This window comes from Faecalibacterium sp. Marseille-Q4164 (assembly GCF_017377545.1).
Taxonomy (GTDB): domain Bacteria; phylum Bacillota; class Clostridia; order Oscillospirales; family Ruminococcaceae; genus Faecalibacterium; species Faecalibacterium duncaniae.
This window is the reverse complement of sequence record NZ_JAFREJ010000019.1, coordinates 1-17,862: the sequence shown is the minus strand read 5'-3', so window position 1 is coordinate 17,862 and position 17,862 is coordinate 1. Positions and strand designations below refer to the sequence as shown.

Genomic DNA, 17,862 nt, shown 5'->3' with positions numbered 1-17,862 from the left:
CTCGGGCCATGCTGGCCCGAAGCAATAAAGGAGGTGTACCAAAATGGCCTATGTGCCAGTACCAAAAGACCTTTCCAAAATCAAAACAAAGCTGGCCTTCAACCTAACGAAGCGCCAGCTTGTTTGTTTTTCCAGCGCGGCGGCGGTGGGCCTCCCGGCTTACCTGTTTTCCCGTGGCAGTATCGGGAACAGTGCCGCCATGTTCCTGATGATCGGCCTCATGCTCCCGTTCTTCTTTCTGGCTATGTATGAACGAGACGGTCTGCCGCTGGAAAAAGTGCTGAAAAACATCATCCGCACCCGGTTCCTCTATCCCCGTGTGCGGCCTTACAAAACCGAAAACTTCTATGCGCTGCTTAGCGCCAGAAAGGAGGCGCAGCCGATTGCGAAACAGCAGAAGGGCCGGAAAGCCCGCAGGCAGAAAGCCTGAAAAGCAGGGCCTTACCGGCCTGTTCACGAAAGGAAAGAACATTCCCACCACCGCCCAGCAGACCCTCCCTTACCGGGAAATGTACCGGGACGGGGTGTGCCGGGTAGCGGACCGCTATTACACCAAAACCATTGAATACGAGGACATCAACTACCAGCTCGCACAGTCCGAAGATCAGGCAGCCATCTTTGACGGGTGGAGCGCCTGCCTCAACTACTTTGACAGCAGCCTTCCGTTCCAGCTTTCCTTCCTCAACCACCGGAGCCGCCCGGGCAGCCGGTACAGCGTGAACATCCCCATGCAGGACGATGATTACAACAGCGTCCGGTGTGAGTATGTGGAAATGCTGGAAAACCAGATCGCCAAAAGCAACAACGGCATTGTCCGCACAAAGCTCCTGACCTTCGGCGTGAACGTGGACGACCTTCCCACCGCCAGGGCAAGGCTGGAACGTGTAGAGGCGGACATTTGCGGGAACTTCAAAAAGCTGGGCGTCAAGTGCCGTTCCCTTTCGGGGCTGGAACGGCTGGAGCTTCTTCACGGGCAACTCCACCCCGGCAGCGGCTCCCCCTTCCGGTTTTCATGGGATATGATCCCCAAAACCGGGCTTTCCACCAAAGACTTTATCGCCCCGGACAGCTTCGATTTTCGTTTCAGCCGTCTGTTCCGGGTGGGGACGACTTGGGGCGCTGCCTCCTACTTACAGATTTTGGCCTCAGAGCTCTCGGACAAGCTGCTGGCGGAGCTTTTGGAAATGGATGCGGAAATGACCATCACTCTCCATATCCAAACCGTCGATCAGGCCGCCGCCGTAAAATCTATCAAGGCCAAAGTCTCCGACATTGACAAGATGAAGGTGGAGGAACAAAAGAAGGCAGCCCGGTCAGGGTACGACATGGACATACTTCCGCCCGACCTTGTAACGTACAGCAACGACGCAAAGACCCTTCTGGAAGATTTACAGAGCCGGAATGAAAGAATGTTCCTGCTGACCTTCCTTGTGGTAAACATGGCCCCGACCCGCCGGGAGCTGGACAATGACCTGTTCACGGTGTCGGGTATCGTCCAGAAATACAACTGCACCTTGAAGCGGCTGGACTTCCAGCAGGAGGACGGTTTTCTTTCCAGCCTTCCGCTGGGTCATAACGGCATTGAGATCAAGCGCGGCATGACCACCAGCTCCACGGCCATTTTCGTTCCCTTTATGACGCAGGAGCTCCGCATGGATGGCGAAGCCGTCTATTACGGGCTCAACGCACTTTCCCATAACGTCATCATGGCAAACCGGAAAAAGCTCAAAAACCCCAACGGCCTGTTCCTCGGCGTGCCGGGCTCCGGCAAATCCTTTGCCGCAAAGCGGGAGCTTGTGAACGTGTTCCTTGCCACCCGTGACCGGATCATTGTGGTGGACCCGATGGGCGAATACTCGCCCCTTATCAAGCGGCTGGGCGGACAGGTCATCGAGATTTCCCCGGACAGCCCCCACCACATCAATCCGATGGACATTGACCTGAGCTTTGACGAGGAAAACCCGATGGCGCTGAAAGCCGACTTTATCCTGTCGCTGATGGAGCTGATCGTTGGCGGCAAGGATGGCTTGCAGCCGGTGGAGCGGACCGTCATTGACCGCTGTGTACGCCAGATGTACCGGGAACATTTGCAGGACCCGGAAACAAGCAAAATGCCGATCCTCCAAACCCTGTATGACCTGCTCTGTTCCCAGCCGGAGGGCGAGGCGGTACGGCTGGCAACTGCCCTTGAAATCTATGTGTCGGGTTCCCTTAACGTGTTCAACCATGAAACCAATGTGGACTTAAACCGCCGTCTGGTATGCCTTGACTTAAAAAAGCTGGGGGCCGGGCTTCGGACGATTGCCATGCTCATTATGCAGGACTTGGTAAACTCGCAGGTGTCCATGAATTTCCTCCGCGGTATCGCCACATGGTGTTACTTCGACGAATTTCATGTGCTGCTCCGTGACCGTCTGACGGCAAGCTATTGTGTGGCGATCTGGAAAATGCTGCGGAAAAAAGGGTGCGTTCCCAGTGCTTTAACGCAGAACGTGAAGGATTTTCTGGCAAGCCCGGAGATCGAGAACATCTTTGAAAACTCGGACTTCCTTGTGTTGCTCTCGCAGGCGCAGGGGGACCGGCAGATTTTAGCCAAACAGCTTGGGATCAGCCCCCACCAGCTTTCCTATGTGACCCATACCAATTCCGGCGAAGGGCTGCTGTTCTTCGGGAACACCACCATCCCGTTTGTTGACCGCTTCCCGCAGAATACCGAGCTGTACGCCATTATGACCACCCGCCCGGAGGACAAAAAACAGGAAATGAACCGGGCGTAACACACTTCGGGCCATGATGGCCCGAGGTTTGGAAAGGAGGGATACATTATCGGAAAGAAACCGGACAAACGGAATTTTCAAAGGCCGGGGCCGACGGAGGATACCGGGGACAATCGCCCCGGACCGGCAGAACGGGAAGGACCTTCCCCCGCACCGTCCCGACGTCTACGGTTTGAGGACGAGGATGCCGGGCAGGACAGTCCTTCGGGCCATGATGGCCCGAAGTCCAAAAGCGGCAAGTTTCAAGAGGACAGCCGGAAAGCCCGCCCTTCTGACCGCATGAGGCAGGAAGATGAAGCGGGCGGGCCGCAGGATACCGGCAAGGCACAGGAGCCGGAGGGCTCCGCTGAGAAGGCCGGGAGCAAAAAGGACAAGTACCAGAAAGCACAGGCAAAAGCGGAACACACCGGGGAAAAGCTGGGAAAGGCCCGGGAGAAACTGGACAAGACCGAGGCAAAACGGGCAGCGAAGAAGCCGCCGGGGCTTGCAAAAAAGGCAGTCCGGGGAGCCCGTACAGAAGCGTGGTTCTATGTCCACAACAAGATACACGAGGTTGAGCATGAAAATGTGGGTGTGGAAGGAGCCCATAAATCCGAGCTGGCCGCAGAGGCCGGAGCCCGGAAACTGACCCGCTATGCCAAACGCCGCTGGCGGGAACACCCAGCCCGGAAGGTGGCAAAGTGGGAACGGAAGGACATAAAAGCCCGGGCCAATGTGGATTTTCAGAAGATGGCCTCCGAGCACCCGGAACTTGCCAGCAATCCGCTTTCCCGTGTGCAGCAGAAATGGAAACTGAAACGCCGGTATTCCAAAGAAGCAAAGGCGGCTACAAAACAGGGCGCAAAGGCCGCAAAGAAAACCGCTGCCGCTTCGGGAACTGCGACCCGTCGGGCGGCGCAGTTTGTGACCCGTCATCCCGTGGCGGTGCTGGTCCTGCTCCTGCTGTTGCTGCTCTGTTTTCTTGTGTCGGCGGTAAGCTCTATCTTTCCCACGCTTGGCAGCGGTCTTGCCAATGCGTTATCCGGCACCTCCTACGCCTCGGAGGATACGGATCTGCTGGGGGTGGACGAGGACTACACGGCGCTGGAAAACGAGCTGGCGCAGACGGTGGCAAACATCGAAAGCACCCATCCCGGCTATGACGAGTACCGCTATTCGGTGGACGAGATCGGCCATAACCCCTATGAGCTGGCGTCCTATCTCTCGGCAAAGTACCATGTGTATTTCCGGGAACAGGTGCAGGACGAACTGCGGGAAATCTTCGAGGCACAGTATGAGCTGACCTTGACGGAGGAAGTCGAGATACGCTACCGCACCGAAACCAGCACTGACCCGGAGACCGGGGAAACCACCACCGAGGAAGTCCCCTATGAGTATTACATTCTCAATGTGACTCTCACAAACAAAACGCTGCCCGCCGTGATCCTGCCGAGGCTTAACGAACAGCAGCGGGAAATCTACACCGTTATGCAGCAGCTCAAAGGCAACAAACCCTATCTGTGGGAAGGGATTTACAACGGCGGCGAAGATACCGGCCCCAGCTATGAGATACCCGGCGAGGCGCTGGATGACCCGGCTTTTGCGGCGCTCATGGAAGAAGCTACAAAGTACATCGGCTGGCCCTATGTGTGGGGCGGCTCCAGCCCGTCCACCTCCTTTGACTGTTCGGGCTTTGTCTGCTGGGTGTACACGGCCAGCGGCGTCCACAACCTGCCCCGTACCACGGCGCAGGGCATTTATAATCATTGTGCTATCATTTCCCCCTCCGAGGCAAAGCCCGGCGACATTATCTTTTTCACGGGAACCTATGACAGCCCCGGCCCTGTATCCCATGTGGGGATTTATGTGGGCGACGGGATGATGCTCCATTGTGGTTCGCCCATCCAATACGCAAACATCAATTCAAGCTACTGGCAGACACATTTCTATGCCTTCGGGCGTTTGTGAGCCAGAGGAAAGGAGTCCTTGCATGAACAAAATCGACAAGCTCGATAAGGAACTGGAAAAAGCCCGGGAGAAGGCCGCCGAATGGCAGGCCAAAATCCGGGAGCTGGAAAAGCAGAAACAGGAGGAAGAAAACAGCCAGATCGTGCAGGCGGTGCGCTCCCTTAAACTGACGCCCGCCCAGCTTATGGCTTTTCTGAATGACCCCAAAAACAGCCTTACCGCTTCGGGCCATACTGACCCGAAGCCGGAGGCACCCGAAAAGGAGGACACGGCCCATGAAGAAAACTAAATTTCGCAGGCTGGCGGCGATGGCTGCCAGCCTTTTGTGTTGCCTGATCTTTACGGTCCCGGCCTACGCCCAGAGCAGCGAGCCGCAGCCGGAGGCAGCTCCCGCCCCGGCGGAAACCGAAGCGGAGCCGGAAACACAGAACCCCTTTACCCCGGACGGGACGGGAACCGTGGTGGACAACGCCACCGACGAGGACGGTAAAGAGTTTTACACCATTACCACAGCAGACGAGAGCGTGTTTTATCTGGTGATCGACAAACAGAAAACCAGCGAGAACGTCTATTTCCTCAATACCGTTACCACAGACGACCTTCTGCCTCTTGCCGAACAGGGTAAGGAACCGCCCAAAGAAGTGCCCCCGGAGCCAGAGCCAAAGCCCACCGAACCTGTGGAGGAAGTACCGGAACCCGAGCCGGAGAAAAAGGACAGCCCCCTTCTCTCTCTGCTCCTGATCGGTGCGGTGGTGCTGGCCGGCGGTGGGATTGGTTACTATTTCAAGATTTACAAGCCGAAGCATGAGGCCCCGGATTTGGAAGATGATTACTGCGAATATGAGGACGGGGAGCTGGAGGAGATCGCAGAGGAACCCGATGACGAAGATACCCCGCCGTGGGAGGAAGATACGGAGGAATGAGAATGAATTTTACAAGCAGCCCTTTTGAACGAATGATGAAGGAAGTACCGCACCCCGGCTGGGACAATGACGACCCTTGTAAGGGATGCCGTTACTACAAGGAGTGCAAAGGAAAGAAAAAGCAGTGCCGGAAGAAGTTCCGGGCGCTGATCGTGGAGTCCCGCCCTTCGGGCCATCGTGGCCCGAAGTCTTAAATGGACGCCCGGGAGCTGACCCGTGACGAGAAGAAGAAAATCCGTTCTCTTGTCACGGGGATGTGCGCCAACTATGACCGGGAAAGCGGCCTGTGCCTTCCTCTTGACTGTGCCTGCTATATGCTGCACAAGTGCTGGACAGGGGCGTACTGCCGTTATTTCCGTGAGGCTGTCCTGCCTCTTAACCCGGAGCTTCAAGCGTCATTGACAACGGAAGGCATCTCCCCGGAGCTGCGAGCCTGTGCGGTCTGCGGAAAGGCGTTTTTGCCCGAGGGGCGTCAAGCCTACTGTTCCGACGCCTGCAAGGCCGAAGGGAACCGCCGAAAAAGCCGGGAACGCATGAGGAAAATGCGGGAGAAAAGGCCGGGCGGCTGTTACGATTTGCCGCCACCAAAGGCTTGACATTCCGGGCTTTTTTGAGGGTGTTTCCGGGGTGGGAATATCTTATTACATTTCTCCCCGGTCTGCCCTCTTATTTCGTAACATCCAGCACTTCGGGTCATGTTGACCCGAGGCACAGAAAGGAGGGATCTCTTGGAGACAGTACAAGGATATGTGATTTTGAAAGCTGCCACCTTTGAAACCGGACACGGCTTTGCGCTGGGGCATAATCCGGGAGCGCCGAGCCCCTTTGTGACCTGGCAGTTTACCGAGGGGGAAAACGGCCATCGGGATTACTACTGGGGTCGCTATGGAACCAGTCAGGCGTGGGCGCAGAGGGACTTTGACCGCCGGGTGGACGACTATCAGCAGCTTTACCATGCGGCGGTCAAGCATACCGAGCTCGGACCGGAGGGCGTTTACCGCTATTATTCCACCCAGCGGCCCGTGGACATAGGAACTTACCCGAAGCTGCCGGATAACCAGCCTCTTTCCATCGTCAACTACGATGATGACAGGCGGCGTCCTGTGGCAGACGGCAGTCTGATGGCATGGGGCGAACTGACCTACGCAAAGCCGCTGACCGAAAAGCAGATGGAGGATTATGAACTGAAACCAGCACCGGGCAATCCTGACCGGGTGCGCCCATCCATTACCGCCCGGCTCAAAGAAGGAACCAGAGGGCAGGAACCCCCGAAGGAGCCCGGCCAGAAGCGGAGCCATAAAAACCATGAGGAACGATAAAGGAGGAACGCCATGCACGAAAAAGACAACTATCTGAAAACCGCCGAGCTCTCCACGGAGCAGAACTGCAACATGATCGACGGCGTACCCAACAACACGCCCATCCCACCCACGCCCCCGGAGCTGGACGCAAAACCGCTTGATAAGGTAAAGGAACCCAAAGAGCGCCGGAAAGGCCGGGAGCTGGAACGCTGATGGAGAACCGCAAGCGGAATGTCCATCTGCACGTCATGGTAACGCCGGACGAGCTGGCAACCATCCATGAACGGATGGCTGAAGCGGGCATTTCCAACGCCGGGGCTTATGTACGGAAAATGGCTCTGAATGGGTATATCCTGCACCTCGACCTTGCGCCCGTAAAAGAGCTGATCTCTCTGCAACGGCGCTGTTCTAACAATCTCAATCAGGTTGCCATACACGCACATACCTATGGCGTGTACCCGGAGGAAATCGACGGATTGAAGCGGGACTATGAAAAGCTGTGGGGCGAGGTGTCAAAGGTGCTGCGGGAGCTCTCCGAGCTGGTGGCAAAGTAAGACGAGGGCGGCAGGCTTCCGTTGCGGGGCTTGCCGCCCTGCTCTTTTTTTACCACTTCGGGCCAGTATGACCCGAAGGTTTGGGACAGGATTTACTAATCTTTCGCAACATTTATGTCCCCGGGCAGGCATGATAAAATAGAGGTAGGAAGGATAGATAAAGGAGGTTTTGAAGATGAAGATACTGCTGAAAATATTGGTTGCTCCCTTTGCTTTAGCGTTGTCCCTTCTGGCGGCTCTGCTGGTGTTCCTGTTTGATATTTGTGCCGTCCTGCTGACGATTGCCTCTGTGATCCTGGCGGTGCTGGGTGTCGCTCTCTTTTTCACGCCGACGCCCATAGGCGGGATTGTATTTCTGTTTCTTGCCTTCCTTCTTTCGCCGTATGGACTGCAAGCGGCGGCGGGCTCCCTTCTTTGGGCGCTGGACGGAGGCAAATCCGCTCTGTACCGGTTTCTGGCAAGTTAAGCAGCCTCGGGCCATACTGGCCCGAAGTCGGGGCGGTCTGAATGGGCCGCCCCTTTCTCATGGAAAGGAGGAATGATTTTTGGCTACCACAACTTTGTTACAGCGCCATGCGGGCGAAGGCGAAACGATTGCTGAGGCTATCCGGGATTGTCTGGACTATGGCAAAAACCCGGAGAAAACAGAAAGCGGAAAGTATATCTCCGCTTATGAATGTGATCCGGCCACCGTGGCGGACGAGTTCCTTTTGGCAAAGGCCAGCTATGCCGCTATGACGGGCCGGGAACAGAAGAAAGAAAATAATGTGCTGTGCTATCAGATACGACAATCCTTCTATCCGGGCGAGATCACCCCGAAGGAGGCGAACCGTATCGGCTATGAGCTGGCTATGCGCTGGACAAAGGGGCGGCACGCTTTTATCGTTACCACGCACACCGATAAGCAGCACATCCATTGTCACATTTATTACAACTCCACCACCCTTGACTGCACCCGGAAATTCCGAAATTTTTGGGGCTCCAGCTTCGCCCTTCGGCGGCTCTCTGACAGGCTGTGCCTTGAAAACGGGCTGTCCATCGTGGAGAACCCGAAGCCCCGGAGCAAGAGCAAGTATCGGAACTATGGGGAGTGGCAGAAAGACCGGAAAGGGCCGCTTTCCTATCAGGACCGACTGCGCCTTGCTATTGATACTGCGCTGGCGGAACGCCCCGCTGATCTGGACGAATTTCTCAATTTGATGAAGCGGGCCGGGTATGAGGTCAAGACGGTTCGGGGCGGCGGTATCAGCTTCCGGCTGACCGGGCAGGGACAGGAACGCTTCACCCGTCTGCGTGCCTCCACGCTGGGGGACGGCTACGACTTGCAAGATGTTCTGTCCGCCATTGAGGGCAAAGAAAAACGCCCCGGGCGCTCGGAGCGGAAAATCAGTCTGGCGGTGGATATTCAAGCAAAGCTGGCTGCCGGTAAGGGGCCGGGATATGAACGCTGGGCGAAGGTATTTAACATTAAGCAGATGGCCGCCGCTCTTGCCTATATACAGGACAATAACCTGACCGATTATGAGCAGTTGGCGAAGAAAGCCACCGAGGCGGCAGACCGTTTCCATGTTATTTCCGAACAGGTCAAGCAGACGGAACAGGCCATGAAAACCAATGCCGGGCTAAAGGCCGCAACGGTTCAGTATGCCAAAATCCGCCCAGTCTTTGAGCAGTATAAGGCGACGAAGTACAGCCGGAAATTCCTTGCGGAGCATGAGGCCGACCTTGAACTGTACCGGGCTGCACAAGCGGAAATGCGCTCTCTGCTGGGCGGGGCGAAGCTCCCTAAAATGGATGTGCTGAAGGAGGAAGGCCGCAAGCTCACAGCAAAGAAAAAACAGCTCTATGGAGAATACCAGAAGGCACGACGGGATATGCAGGAGCTCGTCACGATCAAGGCGAACATTGACACTCTGATGGGCTACACCGAGCCGGGAAGAAAGCAGGAAAAGGAGCGTTAAGGTTATGAAAATAAGGAGCAAAGCGACGCTGACACTTCGGGCCATGTTGGCCCGAAGATACGGGTTTGGGGCGAGCCCCAACAAGCCGCCTTTGTGCCACTTGTGGCCACAGAGGCATTGCTTGCCACTTAGCGACAGCCCCTAAAATGGCGCAAAAAAACAGAGGCCCTTATTCTGGAACCTCCGTTTCTCTGGCTTTCTTAATGCCCTCGGCTGTGGCTTCTATTACAACAAGCTCTTTTTCATTCATAGAATTTAGGAGCACATCAATGTGCTTTCTGCAAGAACTTGACCTTGCCCCTCCGTCCGCATGAATAAACTGGTCAACTGAAACGTCAAACATGGTAATGAGTTTAACAAAAAGGTCGAAGCTGGGATACTGACCTTTGTTCTCAATATTCATAATGGTACGGGAGTCACGGTCTACTAATTCCGCAACGTAGGCTTGTGTCCAGCCCTTTTCTTCTCTGGCTCTTTTGAGAGCTGCCCCGAGGCCGTGAAAGTCAAACCTTCTTTCATCTTGGTTCATTCTCATATCACCCTATATCATTGTACATTTCGGGCTGGATTATGAGAATGTAATGAAACTTTATGTAAGGTAGTATTTCATTTCACTATTCACTTGTAAAATCTTGATGTAAAAGCCAACAGGCTATATAATTTATGGAGAAATAATTTTTTGAAAAATCCGTCCGCTGTAACATTTCGCGGACATTTGCCTGTTATACTATCTGCAAAAAGCAAAGGAAGTGAGGATATGAAGCAGATTTTAATTGTCGAGGACGACAGTTTTTTGAATAAGATGGTGGCCTATAACCTGACCGCAGACGGCTATGGCGTGACTTCTGCCCTAAATGCCAGAACCGCAGCCGACGCCATCCGCCAGCGGGAATTTAATTTAGTGCTGCTGGACATCAACCTGCCGGACGGGAACGGTTTTGAACTGTGCAAGCTGATAAAGCCCCAGCACCCGGATACCATCGTGATTTTCCTGACCGCCAACGATCAGGAGAGCGACCAGATACGGGGTTATGAGGTGGGCGCGGTGGACTACATCACAAAGCCCTTTGTGATTGGGGCCTTGCAGCGGAAAATCAAAGCCATGTTCGCCATGCTGGAACACCACAAACCGGCCAAGGATATTTACGACGACGGGCGGCTGTTTCTGGACTTTTCGGAGCAGACGGCTTCCTTAAACGGCAAGCCCCTGACCCTATCCCCGATGGAGTACAAAATGCTGAACCTGTTCCGTAAAAATCCCCGGCAAGTGCTGACCCGTGGGCAGCTTTTGGAAAAGCTGTGGGATATAGACGAGAGGTTTGTAGACGAACACACCCTGACAACCTCCATCAGCCGGATTCGCAGCAAGATTGAATCCGACGGCGGCGCGCCCTACATTAAGACCGTTTACGGCATGGGCTATCAATGGACGGGAGGCGAGGCAAAATGAAGTTTCAAAACCTCTCGGTAAAGCGGCTGTTTGGCCGGGTGGCAATGGGGCTTGTCCTCTCCATGTCCGGGATCACCATAGCCCTGTTTCTTGTGACAAAACAGACGGCGGTGCTGCTGACGGGCGGGGCGCTGCTGCTGTGCGCCCTTGTGGGAATTTTTGTACTGACGCAGGCGTTTGGAAAGCGGCTGTCGCAGTTTACCGCTGACCTGTGCCAGACCTTAGACCACATGATCGCCGGGAATGAAGCGCCCCAGCGGCCAGAGGACAGCGAAACCCAGCTTGCCAGAATCGGACACCGGCTGGCAAGGCTTTACCAGATCATGCAGGAGAACCGCCGCCGGGTGGACGAGGAACGGCAGGAGTTACAGACCCTTGTATCGGATATTTCCCATCAGGTGAAAACGCCGGTAAGCAATCTGAAAATGGCGACGGACACCCTGCTGGAAAAGCCCATGACCGAGGCGGAGCGCACCGACTTTATCCGGGGAATCCGCAGCCAGACGGATAAGCTGGACTTTCTCTTTCAGGCCCTTGTGAAAACCTCACGGCTGGAAACGGGCGTGATCCAGTTGGATAAGAAACCGGGTCGCCTCTTTGATACCGTGGCGCAGGCCATGAGTGGGATTGTGTATGCAGCGGAGAAAAAGGAAATCGCTGTGTCCGTGGACTGCCCGGAGGATTTGACCGTTTTCCATGACAGCAAGTGGACATCCGAAGCCCTCTTTAACCTGCTGGACAATGCAGTGAAGTACACCCCGGCAGGCGGGAAAATCGCCGTGTCAGTGGTGCTGTGGGAAATGTATGTGGAGGTCAAAGTGACCGACACCGGCAAGGGCATTTCCGAAAGCAATCAGGCTGCCATCTTCCGGCGCTTCTATCGTGAGGAAGAAGTACACGAACAGCAGGGCGTGGGCATTGGCCTGTATCTGGCCCGCGAGATCGTAACGCGGCAAGGCGGCTATATCAAAGTGGTTTCGGAGCCGGGCAAGGGTTCAGAATTTTCCATTATGCTGCCGACAAAATAAAACGCGGCGGACGGCCATTTCCGGCTGCCCGCCGTAAATTTTTTTGAAATGTCCGAGCGTTGTAACATTTCACCTCGATTTTCAATGAAATTTTTTGGCCGCTGTAACATTTCGCGGACATTTAGGTTTTACAATACCCTTATCAAATATGGAGGTGATACAACTATGACATGGCCTTTTGAAAATGACACCAGCGCCATTACAAAGAAGCTGGCGCAAAGAAGCTTCAAAGCCAACAAATTACGAAATATTGTTGCTGTAATAGCAATCGTTTTAACATCAATGCTTTTTACTTCTGTAACGACTTTATGTGTTGGAGCGATCCAGTCTATACAGACAACTATTTTGCAAATTAGGGGAACCAGCCCATCCACTGGTACATCTGTAAATTGGATTGCCATAATAGCAGCCCTGTTTTTTATTATGATTTTTGTAATAACGGGCTATTTGCTCATTCGCAATATTTTTGAGATTTCTGTTGTTCAAGAAATAAAGAAATATGGCTTATTAAGAACAATCGGAACAACGGAGAAGCAAATCAAGCGAATTGTTTATAAGCAAGCATTTTGGCTGTCTATAATTGGTATATCTATTGGGTTGATTTTAGGATATATAGTAGGAATACTTATGCTTCCGTGGATTCTTAATTTTATGAAAGGCGAGTATCACAATCTTTCTGTGAACTTGAGTTTTAATCCTATTATTTTTGTCGTTGCCGGGATATTTAGTGCGATTACTGTTTGGGTGAGCATAAAGAAACCATTCAAAATTGCAGCTACGATTTCGCCCATTGAGGCAACCAGATACTATGAAAAAGACAATTATCATAGTGCCAACAAGAATCGTCTTTCGTTTAAGAATAGAATAACAGAAATGGCATGGAGAAATTTAAGAAGAAATTCAAAGCGTACCATATTTATCGTCTTATCCATGATACTCTGCATTATTCTCCTAAACAGTGCAATCGCAATCGGAAATAGTGTTGATGTTAAAAAATATGTATCTTCTGTTACCTCATTTGATTTTGTTGTGGCAAGCCCAAACACATTTTCTAATGTGCAAGGTTTTCGATTTAAAGATGATTCTGTTAGTAATGAAATCATATCTGATATTGAAAATAATATTCCTGTGCTGAACGGAAGTCGAATTTATAAAAACACTTTGGATGATGTCAGTGTTACTTATGATTATGGTAGTTTGGTCACGGAAGTATTAGACGAATACACAGAAGATAATCACCTTATACGAAGTGGTATGGTTGATGGCAGAACTTATCCAGTAAAACTCGGTGTTGATTATCGACCTCTTTGCAATATTTACGGGGTAGAAAAATCAATACTTCCTAAATTGAATTTCATTGAGGGAGAAACAGATATACAGCAACTAACCTCATATTTGGAAAGTGGAAACTCTGTTATAGAAATTTCAGCGATCAACCCAAATGAATCTCCTGAATTTCTTTGTCCGCTCAATCAGGAAGTTACCATTTACAAAGATGGATTGCCTTATAAAACGGTTTCGGTAATTGCGCGTGCAGTGGTTGATTTTTCATTGGTAGAATCTCCGGGTAAGAATGTTGGCTACACTGATGTTGGCGGCGATTGTCCTATTTTCTATATGAGTAATGAGATGTTTGTGGAATTGTATAACAATCCAGCCATAATGAGTTATGTGTTTGATGTGGAAAAAGAACACTTTTTGCCAGCGACCGAGTACATCAATTCTTTGCCTACCGTTGAATACGCATCGTCTGAAACATTGGCACAAACTATGAATGGATTAAAACAAACTATTTTTATCATAGGTGGCCTTATTGGGTTTCTATTAGGAAGTATCGGGCTTGTGAATTTTTCCAACATCATTATAACGGGCATTATAAACCGGCAACGGGAATTTGCTACATTAGAGAGCATCGGAATGACGAAAAAACAAATTAACAAATTGACCGTATTGGAGGGATTGTTTTACGCATTTCTGATTTGTGTAATGGGTTTACCTCTCTCTCTTATTGTTGCAAATACAATTCTTCCTACTTTCTTTAATCAACCTGACTTATGGCTGTTTACAATACAGCCTACGATTTTCCCGTTGATATTAGAGGGAATTGTTATTTGCGTTGTGGCGATTATAGTTCCTCATGTTTCGTTTCGCTATTTTAGAAAAACAAGTATTGTAGCTCGATTAAGGGTAGTTGAATAATAATTTTGAAATGTCCGAGCGTTGTAACATTTCACCCCGATTTTCGATGAAATTTTTTGGCCGCTGTAACATTTCGCGGACATTTGGGTTTTGCAATGACCTTATCAACAAAAGTGAGGAGGCGTTGCAATGGAACTGACCCCGACCATGATTTTGAATCTGGCGCTGCTGATCGTCCCGCCCGTTGCCCTTGTGCTGGCGTTCTGGCAAAGGCTGGCCCAGCACATCCGCTGGACGGTTGCCTTGACTGCCCTCTGTGATGTTCTCCTGTTTTGGGATGAACTGTTCTACTATGAGAGCTTCGGACTGTTCGCTGTGCTGATTCTGGTACAGTTGGCGGCCACCGGCGCAGCAGCGTTCCGCATTTACAACAAACAAAGAAAGGATTGAATTTTATGAGAATTTTACAGACTATCGACCTGAAAAAGTATTACGGTACAGAGCCGAATATCACCCGCGCCCTTGACGGCGTGAACTTCTCTGTAAATGACGGCGAATTTGTGGCCGTTGTGGGAACCTCCGGCAGCGGCAAGTCCACCCTGCTTCACATGATGGGCGGGCTGGACACCCCTACTTCCGGCAATGTGATTGTCCGGGACAAAGAACTGTCGAAAATGAACGACGAACAGCTTACCATCTTCCGCCGCCGCAACATCGGCTTTATCTTCCAGAACTATAACCTTGTTCCTATCCTGAATGTGTATGAGAACATCGTCCTGCCGGTGGAGCTGGACGGGGACACGGTGGATCAGAAGTTTTTGGACGAGATCGTTCACCTGCTGGGGCTGGAAGATAAACTGAAAAATATGCCGAACAATCTTTCCGGCGGCCAGCAGCAGCGTGTGGCTATCGCCCGCGCCTTGATTACCAAACCGGCTATTGTTCTGGCCGACGAGCCAACCGGCAACCTTGATAGCAAGACCAGCGCCGAGGTGCTGGGGCTTATCAAGCGCACCAGTGCAGAGTTCCGGCAAACTGTTGTGATGATTACCCACAACAACGACATTGCCCGCCTTGCAGATCGGATTGTCCGCATTGAGGACGGCAAGATTGTGGAGTAAGGAGGTGGCAGGCTATGACATGGCCTTTTGAGAATGATACCAGCGCCATTACAAAGAAGCTGGCAAAGAAAAGTTTGCAAAGCGAGAAGCGCCGGAATCTGATGGTGGTGATTGCCGTTGCACTGGCGGCGTTTCTGATCTGCTTTACGGGAATTGTGTCTACTTCCCTGACACAAATGCAACGCAATCAGGTTGTCGATACTTATGAGGCGGTCTGGCTGGGCGTGGAGGAAAACGACATTGAAACCCTGAAAGGACTGCCGGAGTTTGAGCGCGTAGGCGGCTACTATATGCTGGGTGAGGAACTTTCGGAACAGGGCTATCATGCGTCTTATGTGTATTGCGACGCGCAAATGATGGAGATTACCAAGGCGCAGATGGAGTTGTTAGAGGGGAGGGTTCCTGAAAAAGCAAATGAAGTTGTCGTAAGCGAATACTTTCTTTCCACCTATGGAAACAATGCCAAAATTGGGGACACTGTGACCTTAGATACAGAGAGTTTTCATGGTGATTATGTCGTTACCGGCATTATGGACAGCGTAAATGAAAAAGAAGCGAATACCTGCGCTATCATTCTTTCCAACGCTGCCCTGACAGAATGGAAAGGGTTTGACCCGACTGGCTATCGCGCCTATGTCCATTTCAAAAACAGCGACCAGTTGGGCGAAGAACTGATGACCTCTTATTGCAGGGAGATTGCGGAGGAATATCAGCTTCCTATGCCCAAAATGAACAGTAAGTATTTTGCCTATGCTTCTAAATCCTTTGATTTTGCACTGATGGCAGGTGTGATTGCCCTTGTTCTGATTGGCGGCTATATTGTGATCCAGAGTATCTTCCGTATCTCCATCAATGACAAAATCCAAAGCTACGGGCAGCTTCGGACGATTGGTGCGACACCAAAGCAAATCAAGCGGATTGTAAAGAACGAGGGACGCAAACTCGGCAGTATCGGGATTCTGATTGGCACAGTGCTGGGCGTATGCGGCGGTTTCCTCCTGTTTTCCAAGGGTTTTAACGCTGTTTCCTATGTGGCAACGGTTATTTTAACGCTTATAAGCAGTTGGATCATGGTATCTGTTTCCATCCGTAAGCCGGTGAAAATTGCGGCAGGGATTTCCCCCATTGAAGCCGTCCATTTTACCCCGGCGCAAAAGGACATCCGCAGCCGGAAAAAGAATATCAAGCTCAATCCTGTTTCAATGGGAATTGCAAATTTTAGGCGTGACCGAAAAAAGACCGTTGCTATTGTAGCCTCATTGAGTTTGGGCGGAATTATCCTGCTTGTGGTATCCTCCATTGTTTTGCTGCGCTCACCAGAGGCGCTTGCAAGACAGTTTTTCCCAGACGGCGACTATAAAATTTATTTGGATTCTGAAATGACAGAAGAAAAGGTTATGGCAGCGGGAAATCCATTGAATGAGGAATTAAAGCAGGAAATCTTATCTATTGATGGCGTTACAGATATAATTCCAAGCAGGCAATCTCTCCATGCAACTTATAAAACAGAGATTCATCAAGCTGGTGGTATGTGCGATATGCTGACCGACCAGAATTATGCGGTAGTTGAAGCGGCTCTGACAGAGGGAACCATGCCAACAGATTCCCGTAGTATTGTAATTGACTATAATGTGCTAAAGCAGAATGAGGATATGGGTGTTGGTTCAACGGTTGAGATTTCTTTGGGAGAAGAACAGCCATCCGTTTCTGTTACCATATCGGGGTTATACGCTCCTGCAAAGGTATATTCAGGACATGGCAGGATGCACTTAGATGGGGCAACTCTTTTTGCACCAGAAGCGTTGTTCCACGAACTGCACCCGGAAATCACCTCTTTTGACTATTCATGGAGCATTGTAAATGACCCTAAAAAAACGGACTATGTGGGAGCTGAATTGAAAAATATTGTTGCCAGCCATAGTAATATTGCCTTAGATGAAATCAATACAGTGATTGAATATGAAGAAATGACAAATTCTTTTGCGTTTGGCAGTATGGAGGTACTGTCATGGCTGGTATTTCTCTTTGGCGTTATCAACCTGATTAACACGACACTCTCTAACCAGATCGCCCGAAAGCAGGAAAACAGTATTCTGCGTTCTATCGGCCTAACACAAAAACAGCTATGTAAAATGAACATCTGTGAGGGGCTGTGCTATGCGCTCTTTGCAACATTGGCAACGCTGATCGTTGGGCTTCCGGCTTCCATCTTTGCTTGCAGAAAAATGAGTGTAGGTGCTTTTGCCGGAAATGTAGTGCCTTATCAATTCCCGGTTTTGGAAATGGGGCTGTTCATTCTGGTATTGTTCGGAATGGAGCTGATCTTGTCTGTATGGACAATCCGCAGACAGAAAAAACAATCTCTGATTGAACAAATGCGGGCAATGGAATAACCGTATGGGATCGGCGGGGCGGCGTGTGCTGCCCCGCTTTTTTCGTCATTTCTCAAAGAAATTTTTGAAATGTCCGAGCTTTGTAACAATTCAGCCTGTTTTTCTGTCGAAATCAAAGACGCCTCGGACATTTGTGTAACATTTGTAGTTTATGCTTGTGGTAAATCAATTAAGAAACATCTGCCCCCACAGCGGGGAAAAGAAAAAAACCGCTGACGGGCAGAGGATTTCGTGTGCTTTCCTATATCACTGACGATACGGCGGTTTT

Annotated in this window: 19 protein-coding genes; 18 read left to right on the top strand and 1 reads right to left on the bottom strand. The window is 51.3% G+C overall.

Features of this window, described 5'->3' with window-relative positions:
* Nucleotides 1-43: 43 nt before the first annotated feature.
* The 12 genes from J3352_RS12405 to J3352_RS12350 all read left to right on the top strand — a co-directional run bounded on the left by J3352_RS12405 (nt 44) and on the right by J3352_RS12350 (nt 9,463).
* On the top strand, nt 44-430 hold the full coding sequence (locus J3352_RS12405; RefSeq protein WP_003500106.1) for a PrgI family protein: 387 nt from the start codon (nt 44-46) through the stop codon (nt 428-430).
* Complete coding sequence (locus J3352_RS12400; protein ID WP_370569105.1) at nt 348-2,777, top strand: VirB4-like conjugal transfer ATPase, CD1110 family; 2,430 nt, start codon at nt 348-350, stop codon at nt 2,775-2,777. Before J3352_RS12405 ends, J3352_RS12400 begins: the two co-directional genes overlap by 83 nt.
* A 279-nt stretch (nt 2,778-3,056) precedes the next feature.
* Complete coding sequence (locus tag J3352_RS12395; RefSeq protein WP_156066948.1) at nt 3,057-4,724, top strand: CD1108 family mobile element protein; 1,668 nt, start codon at nt 3,057-3,059, stop codon at nt 4,722-4,724.
* Nucleotides 4,725-4,746: 22 nt separating this feature from the next.
* Nucleotides 4,747-5,013 carry a DUF4315 family protein gene (locus J3352_RS12390; RefSeq protein WP_005927622.1) on the top strand — a complete coding sequence of 89 codons (267 nt, stop codon included), beginning with the start codon at nt 4,747-4,749 and terminating at the stop codon, nt 5,011-5,013.
* Nucleotides 5,000-5,647 (top strand): DUF4366 domain-containing protein, encoded by a 648-nt coding sequence (locus tag J3352_RS12385; protein ID WP_156066951.1) that lies wholly within the window; start codon nt 5,000-5,002, stop codon nt 5,645-5,647. The genes J3352_RS12390 and J3352_RS12385 overlap by 14 nt, the downstream gene beginning before the upstream one ends.
* Complete coding sequence (locus J3352_RS12380; protein ID WP_015553880.1) at nt 5,644-5,841, top strand: hypothetical protein; 198 nt, start codon at nt 5,644-5,646, stop codon at nt 5,839-5,841. Before J3352_RS12385 ends, J3352_RS12380 begins: the two co-directional genes overlap by 4 nt.
* Nucleotides 5,842-6,243 (top strand): cysteine-rich VLP protein, encoded by a 402-nt coding sequence (locus J3352_RS12375; protein WP_012741674.1) that lies wholly within the window; start codon nt 5,842-5,844, stop codon nt 6,241-6,243.
* A 99-nt stretch (nt 6,244-6,342) separates the two neighbouring features.
* Nucleotides 6,343-6,966: a hypothetical protein gene (locus J3352_RS12370; RefSeq protein WP_055194529.1), complete on the top strand. Its 624-nt coding sequence runs from the start codon at nt 6,343-6,345 to the stop codon at nt 6,964-6,966.
* A gap of 12 nt (nt 6,967-6,978) precedes the next feature.
* Nucleotides 6,979-7,161 (top strand): DUF4316 domain-containing protein, encoded by a 183-nt coding sequence (locus J3352_RS12365; protein WP_003500078.1) that lies wholly within the window; start codon nt 6,979-6,981, stop codon nt 7,159-7,161.
* Entirely contained in the window at nt 7,161-7,502 is a 342-nt protein-coding gene (gene mobC / locus J3352_RS12360) for a plasmid mobilization relaxosome protein MobC (RefSeq protein ID WP_156066954.1), read from the top strand. Before J3352_RS12365 ends, mobC begins: the two co-directional genes overlap by 1 nt.
* 175 nt (nt 7,503-7,677) lie before the next feature.
* A complete protein-coding gene (locus J3352_RS12355) occupies nt 7,678-7,968 on the top strand; it encodes a CD1845 family protein (protein WP_009901657.1) in 291 nt (96 codons plus the stop codon).
* 79 nt (nt 7,969-8,047) lie between these two features.
* A complete protein-coding gene (locus J3352_RS12350; RefSeq protein WP_156066957.1) occupies nt 8,048-9,463 on the top strand; it encodes a relaxase/mobilization nuclease domain-containing protein in 1,416 nt (471 codons plus the stop codon).
* A 169-nt stretch (nt 9,464-9,632) separates the two neighbouring features.
* On the opposite strand, the gene J3352_RS12345 is transcribed toward J3352_RS12350, so the two are convergent.
* Nucleotides 9,633-9,998 (bottom strand): helix-turn-helix transcriptional regulator, encoded by a 366-nt coding sequence (locus J3352_RS12345; protein WP_004064252.1) that lies wholly within the window; start codon nt 9,996-9,998, stop codon nt 9,633-9,635.
* Between the two features lie 222 nt (nt 9,999-10,220).
* On the opposite strand from J3352_RS12345, the gene J3352_RS12340 reads away from it, so the two are divergent.
* The 6 genes from J3352_RS12340 to J3352_RS12315 all read left to right on the top strand — a co-directional run bounded on the left by J3352_RS12340 (nt 10,221) and on the right by J3352_RS12315 (nt 17,594).
* Complete coding sequence (locus tag J3352_RS12340; RefSeq protein WP_148448617.1) at nt 10,221-10,913, top strand: response regulator transcription factor; 693 nt, start codon at nt 10,221-10,223, stop codon at nt 10,911-10,913.
* The gene (locus J3352_RS12335; protein ID WP_005927720.1) at nt 10,910-11,941 is read left to right on the top strand and encodes a sensor histidine kinase KdpD; all 1,032 of its coding nucleotides are present in this window, start codon (nt 10,910-10,912) and stop codon (nt 11,939-11,941) included. The genes J3352_RS12340 and J3352_RS12335 overlap by 4 nt, the downstream gene beginning before the upstream one ends.
* A 165-nt stretch (nt 11,942-12,106) precedes the next feature.
* Nucleotides 12,107-14,140 (top strand): ABC transporter permease, encoded by a 2,034-nt coding sequence (locus J3352_RS12330; RefSeq protein ID WP_156066960.1) that lies wholly within the window; start codon nt 12,107-12,109, stop codon nt 14,138-14,140.
* 129 nt (nt 14,141-14,269) lie between these two features.
* Nucleotides 14,270-14,530, top strand: coding sequence for a hypothetical protein (locus tag J3352_RS12325; RefSeq protein WP_005927561.1), 261 nt, complete (start codon nt 14,270-14,272; stop codon nt 14,528-14,530).
* 5 nt (nt 14,531-14,535) lie between these two features.
* The gene (locus tag J3352_RS12320; protein WP_005927557.1) at nt 14,536-15,201 is read left to right on the top strand and encodes an ABC transporter ATP-binding protein; all 666 of its coding nucleotides are present in this window, start codon (nt 14,536-14,538) and stop codon (nt 15,199-15,201) included.
* A gap of 14 nt (nt 15,202-15,215) precedes the next feature.
* Entirely contained in the window at nt 15,216-17,594 is a 2,379-nt protein-coding gene (locus J3352_RS12315; RefSeq protein ID WP_156066963.1) for an FtsX-like permease family protein, read from the top strand.
* Nucleotides 17,595-17,862 lie beyond the last annotated feature (268 nt).

Bases quoted from the DNA above. Each gene is read 5' to 3' on its own strand.
- J3352_RS12405 (WP_003500106.1), top strand. From the start codon at position 44: ATGGCCTATGTGCCAGTACCAAAAGACCTTTCCAAAATCAAAACAAAG.
- J3352_RS12400 (WP_370569105.1), top strand. From the start codon at position 348: ATGCGCTGCTTAGCGCCAGAAAGGAGGCGCAGCCGATTGCGAAACAGC.
- J3352_RS12395 (WP_156066948.1), top strand. From the start codon at position 3,057: ATGAGGCAGGAAGATGAAGCGGGCGGGCCGCAGGATACCGGCAAGGCA.
- J3352_RS12390 (WP_005927622.1), top strand. From the start codon at position 4,747: ATGAACAAAATCGACAAGCTCGATAAGGAACTGGAAAAAGCCCGGGAG.
- J3352_RS12385 (WP_156066951.1), top strand. From the start codon at position 5,000: ATGAAGAAAACTAAATTTCGCAGGCTGGCGGCGATGGCTGCCAGCCTT.
- J3352_RS12380 (WP_015553880.1), top strand. From the start codon at position 5,644: ATGAGAATGAATTTTACAAGCAGCCCTTTTGAACGAATGATGAAGGAA.
- J3352_RS12375 (WP_012741674.1), top strand. From the start codon at position 5,842: ATGGACGCCCGGGAGCTGACCCGTGACGAGAAGAAGAAAATCCGTTCT.
- J3352_RS12370 (WP_055194529.1), top strand. From the start codon at position 6,343: ATGTTGACCCGAGGCACAGAAAGGAGGGATCTCTTGGAGACAGTACAA.
- J3352_RS12365 (WP_003500078.1), top strand. From the start codon at position 6,979: ATGCACGAAAAAGACAACTATCTGAAAACCGCCGAGCTCTCCACGGAG.
- mobC (WP_156066954.1), top strand. From the start codon at position 7,161: ATGGAGAACCGCAAGCGGAATGTCCATCTGCACGTCATGGTAACGCCG.
- J3352_RS12355 (WP_009901657.1), top strand. From the start codon at position 7,678: ATGAAGATACTGCTGAAAATATTGGTTGCTCCCTTTGCTTTAGCGTTG.
- J3352_RS12345 (WP_004064252.1), bottom strand. From the start codon at position 9,998: ATGAGAATGAACCAAGATGAAAGAAGGTTTGACTTTCACGGCCTCGGG.
- J3352_RS12340 (WP_148448617.1), top strand. From the start codon at position 10,221: ATGAAGCAGATTTTAATTGTCGAGGACGACAGTTTTTTGAATAAGATG.
- J3352_RS12335 (WP_005927720.1), top strand. From the start codon at position 10,910: ATGAAGTTTCAAAACCTCTCGGTAAAGCGGCTGTTTGGCCGGGTGGCA.
- J3352_RS12330 (WP_156066960.1), top strand. From the start codon at position 12,107: ATGACATGGCCTTTTGAAAATGACACCAGCGCCATTACAAAGAAGCTG.
- J3352_RS12325 (WP_005927561.1), top strand. From the start codon at position 14,270: ATGGAACTGACCCCGACCATGATTTTGAATCTGGCGCTGCTGATCGTC.
- J3352_RS12320 (WP_005927557.1), top strand. From the start codon at position 14,536: ATGAGAATTTTACAGACTATCGACCTGAAAAAGTATTACGGTACAGAG.
- J3352_RS12315 (WP_156066963.1), top strand. From the start codon at position 15,216: ATGACATGGCCTTTTGAGAATGATACCAGCGCCATTACAAAGAAGCTG.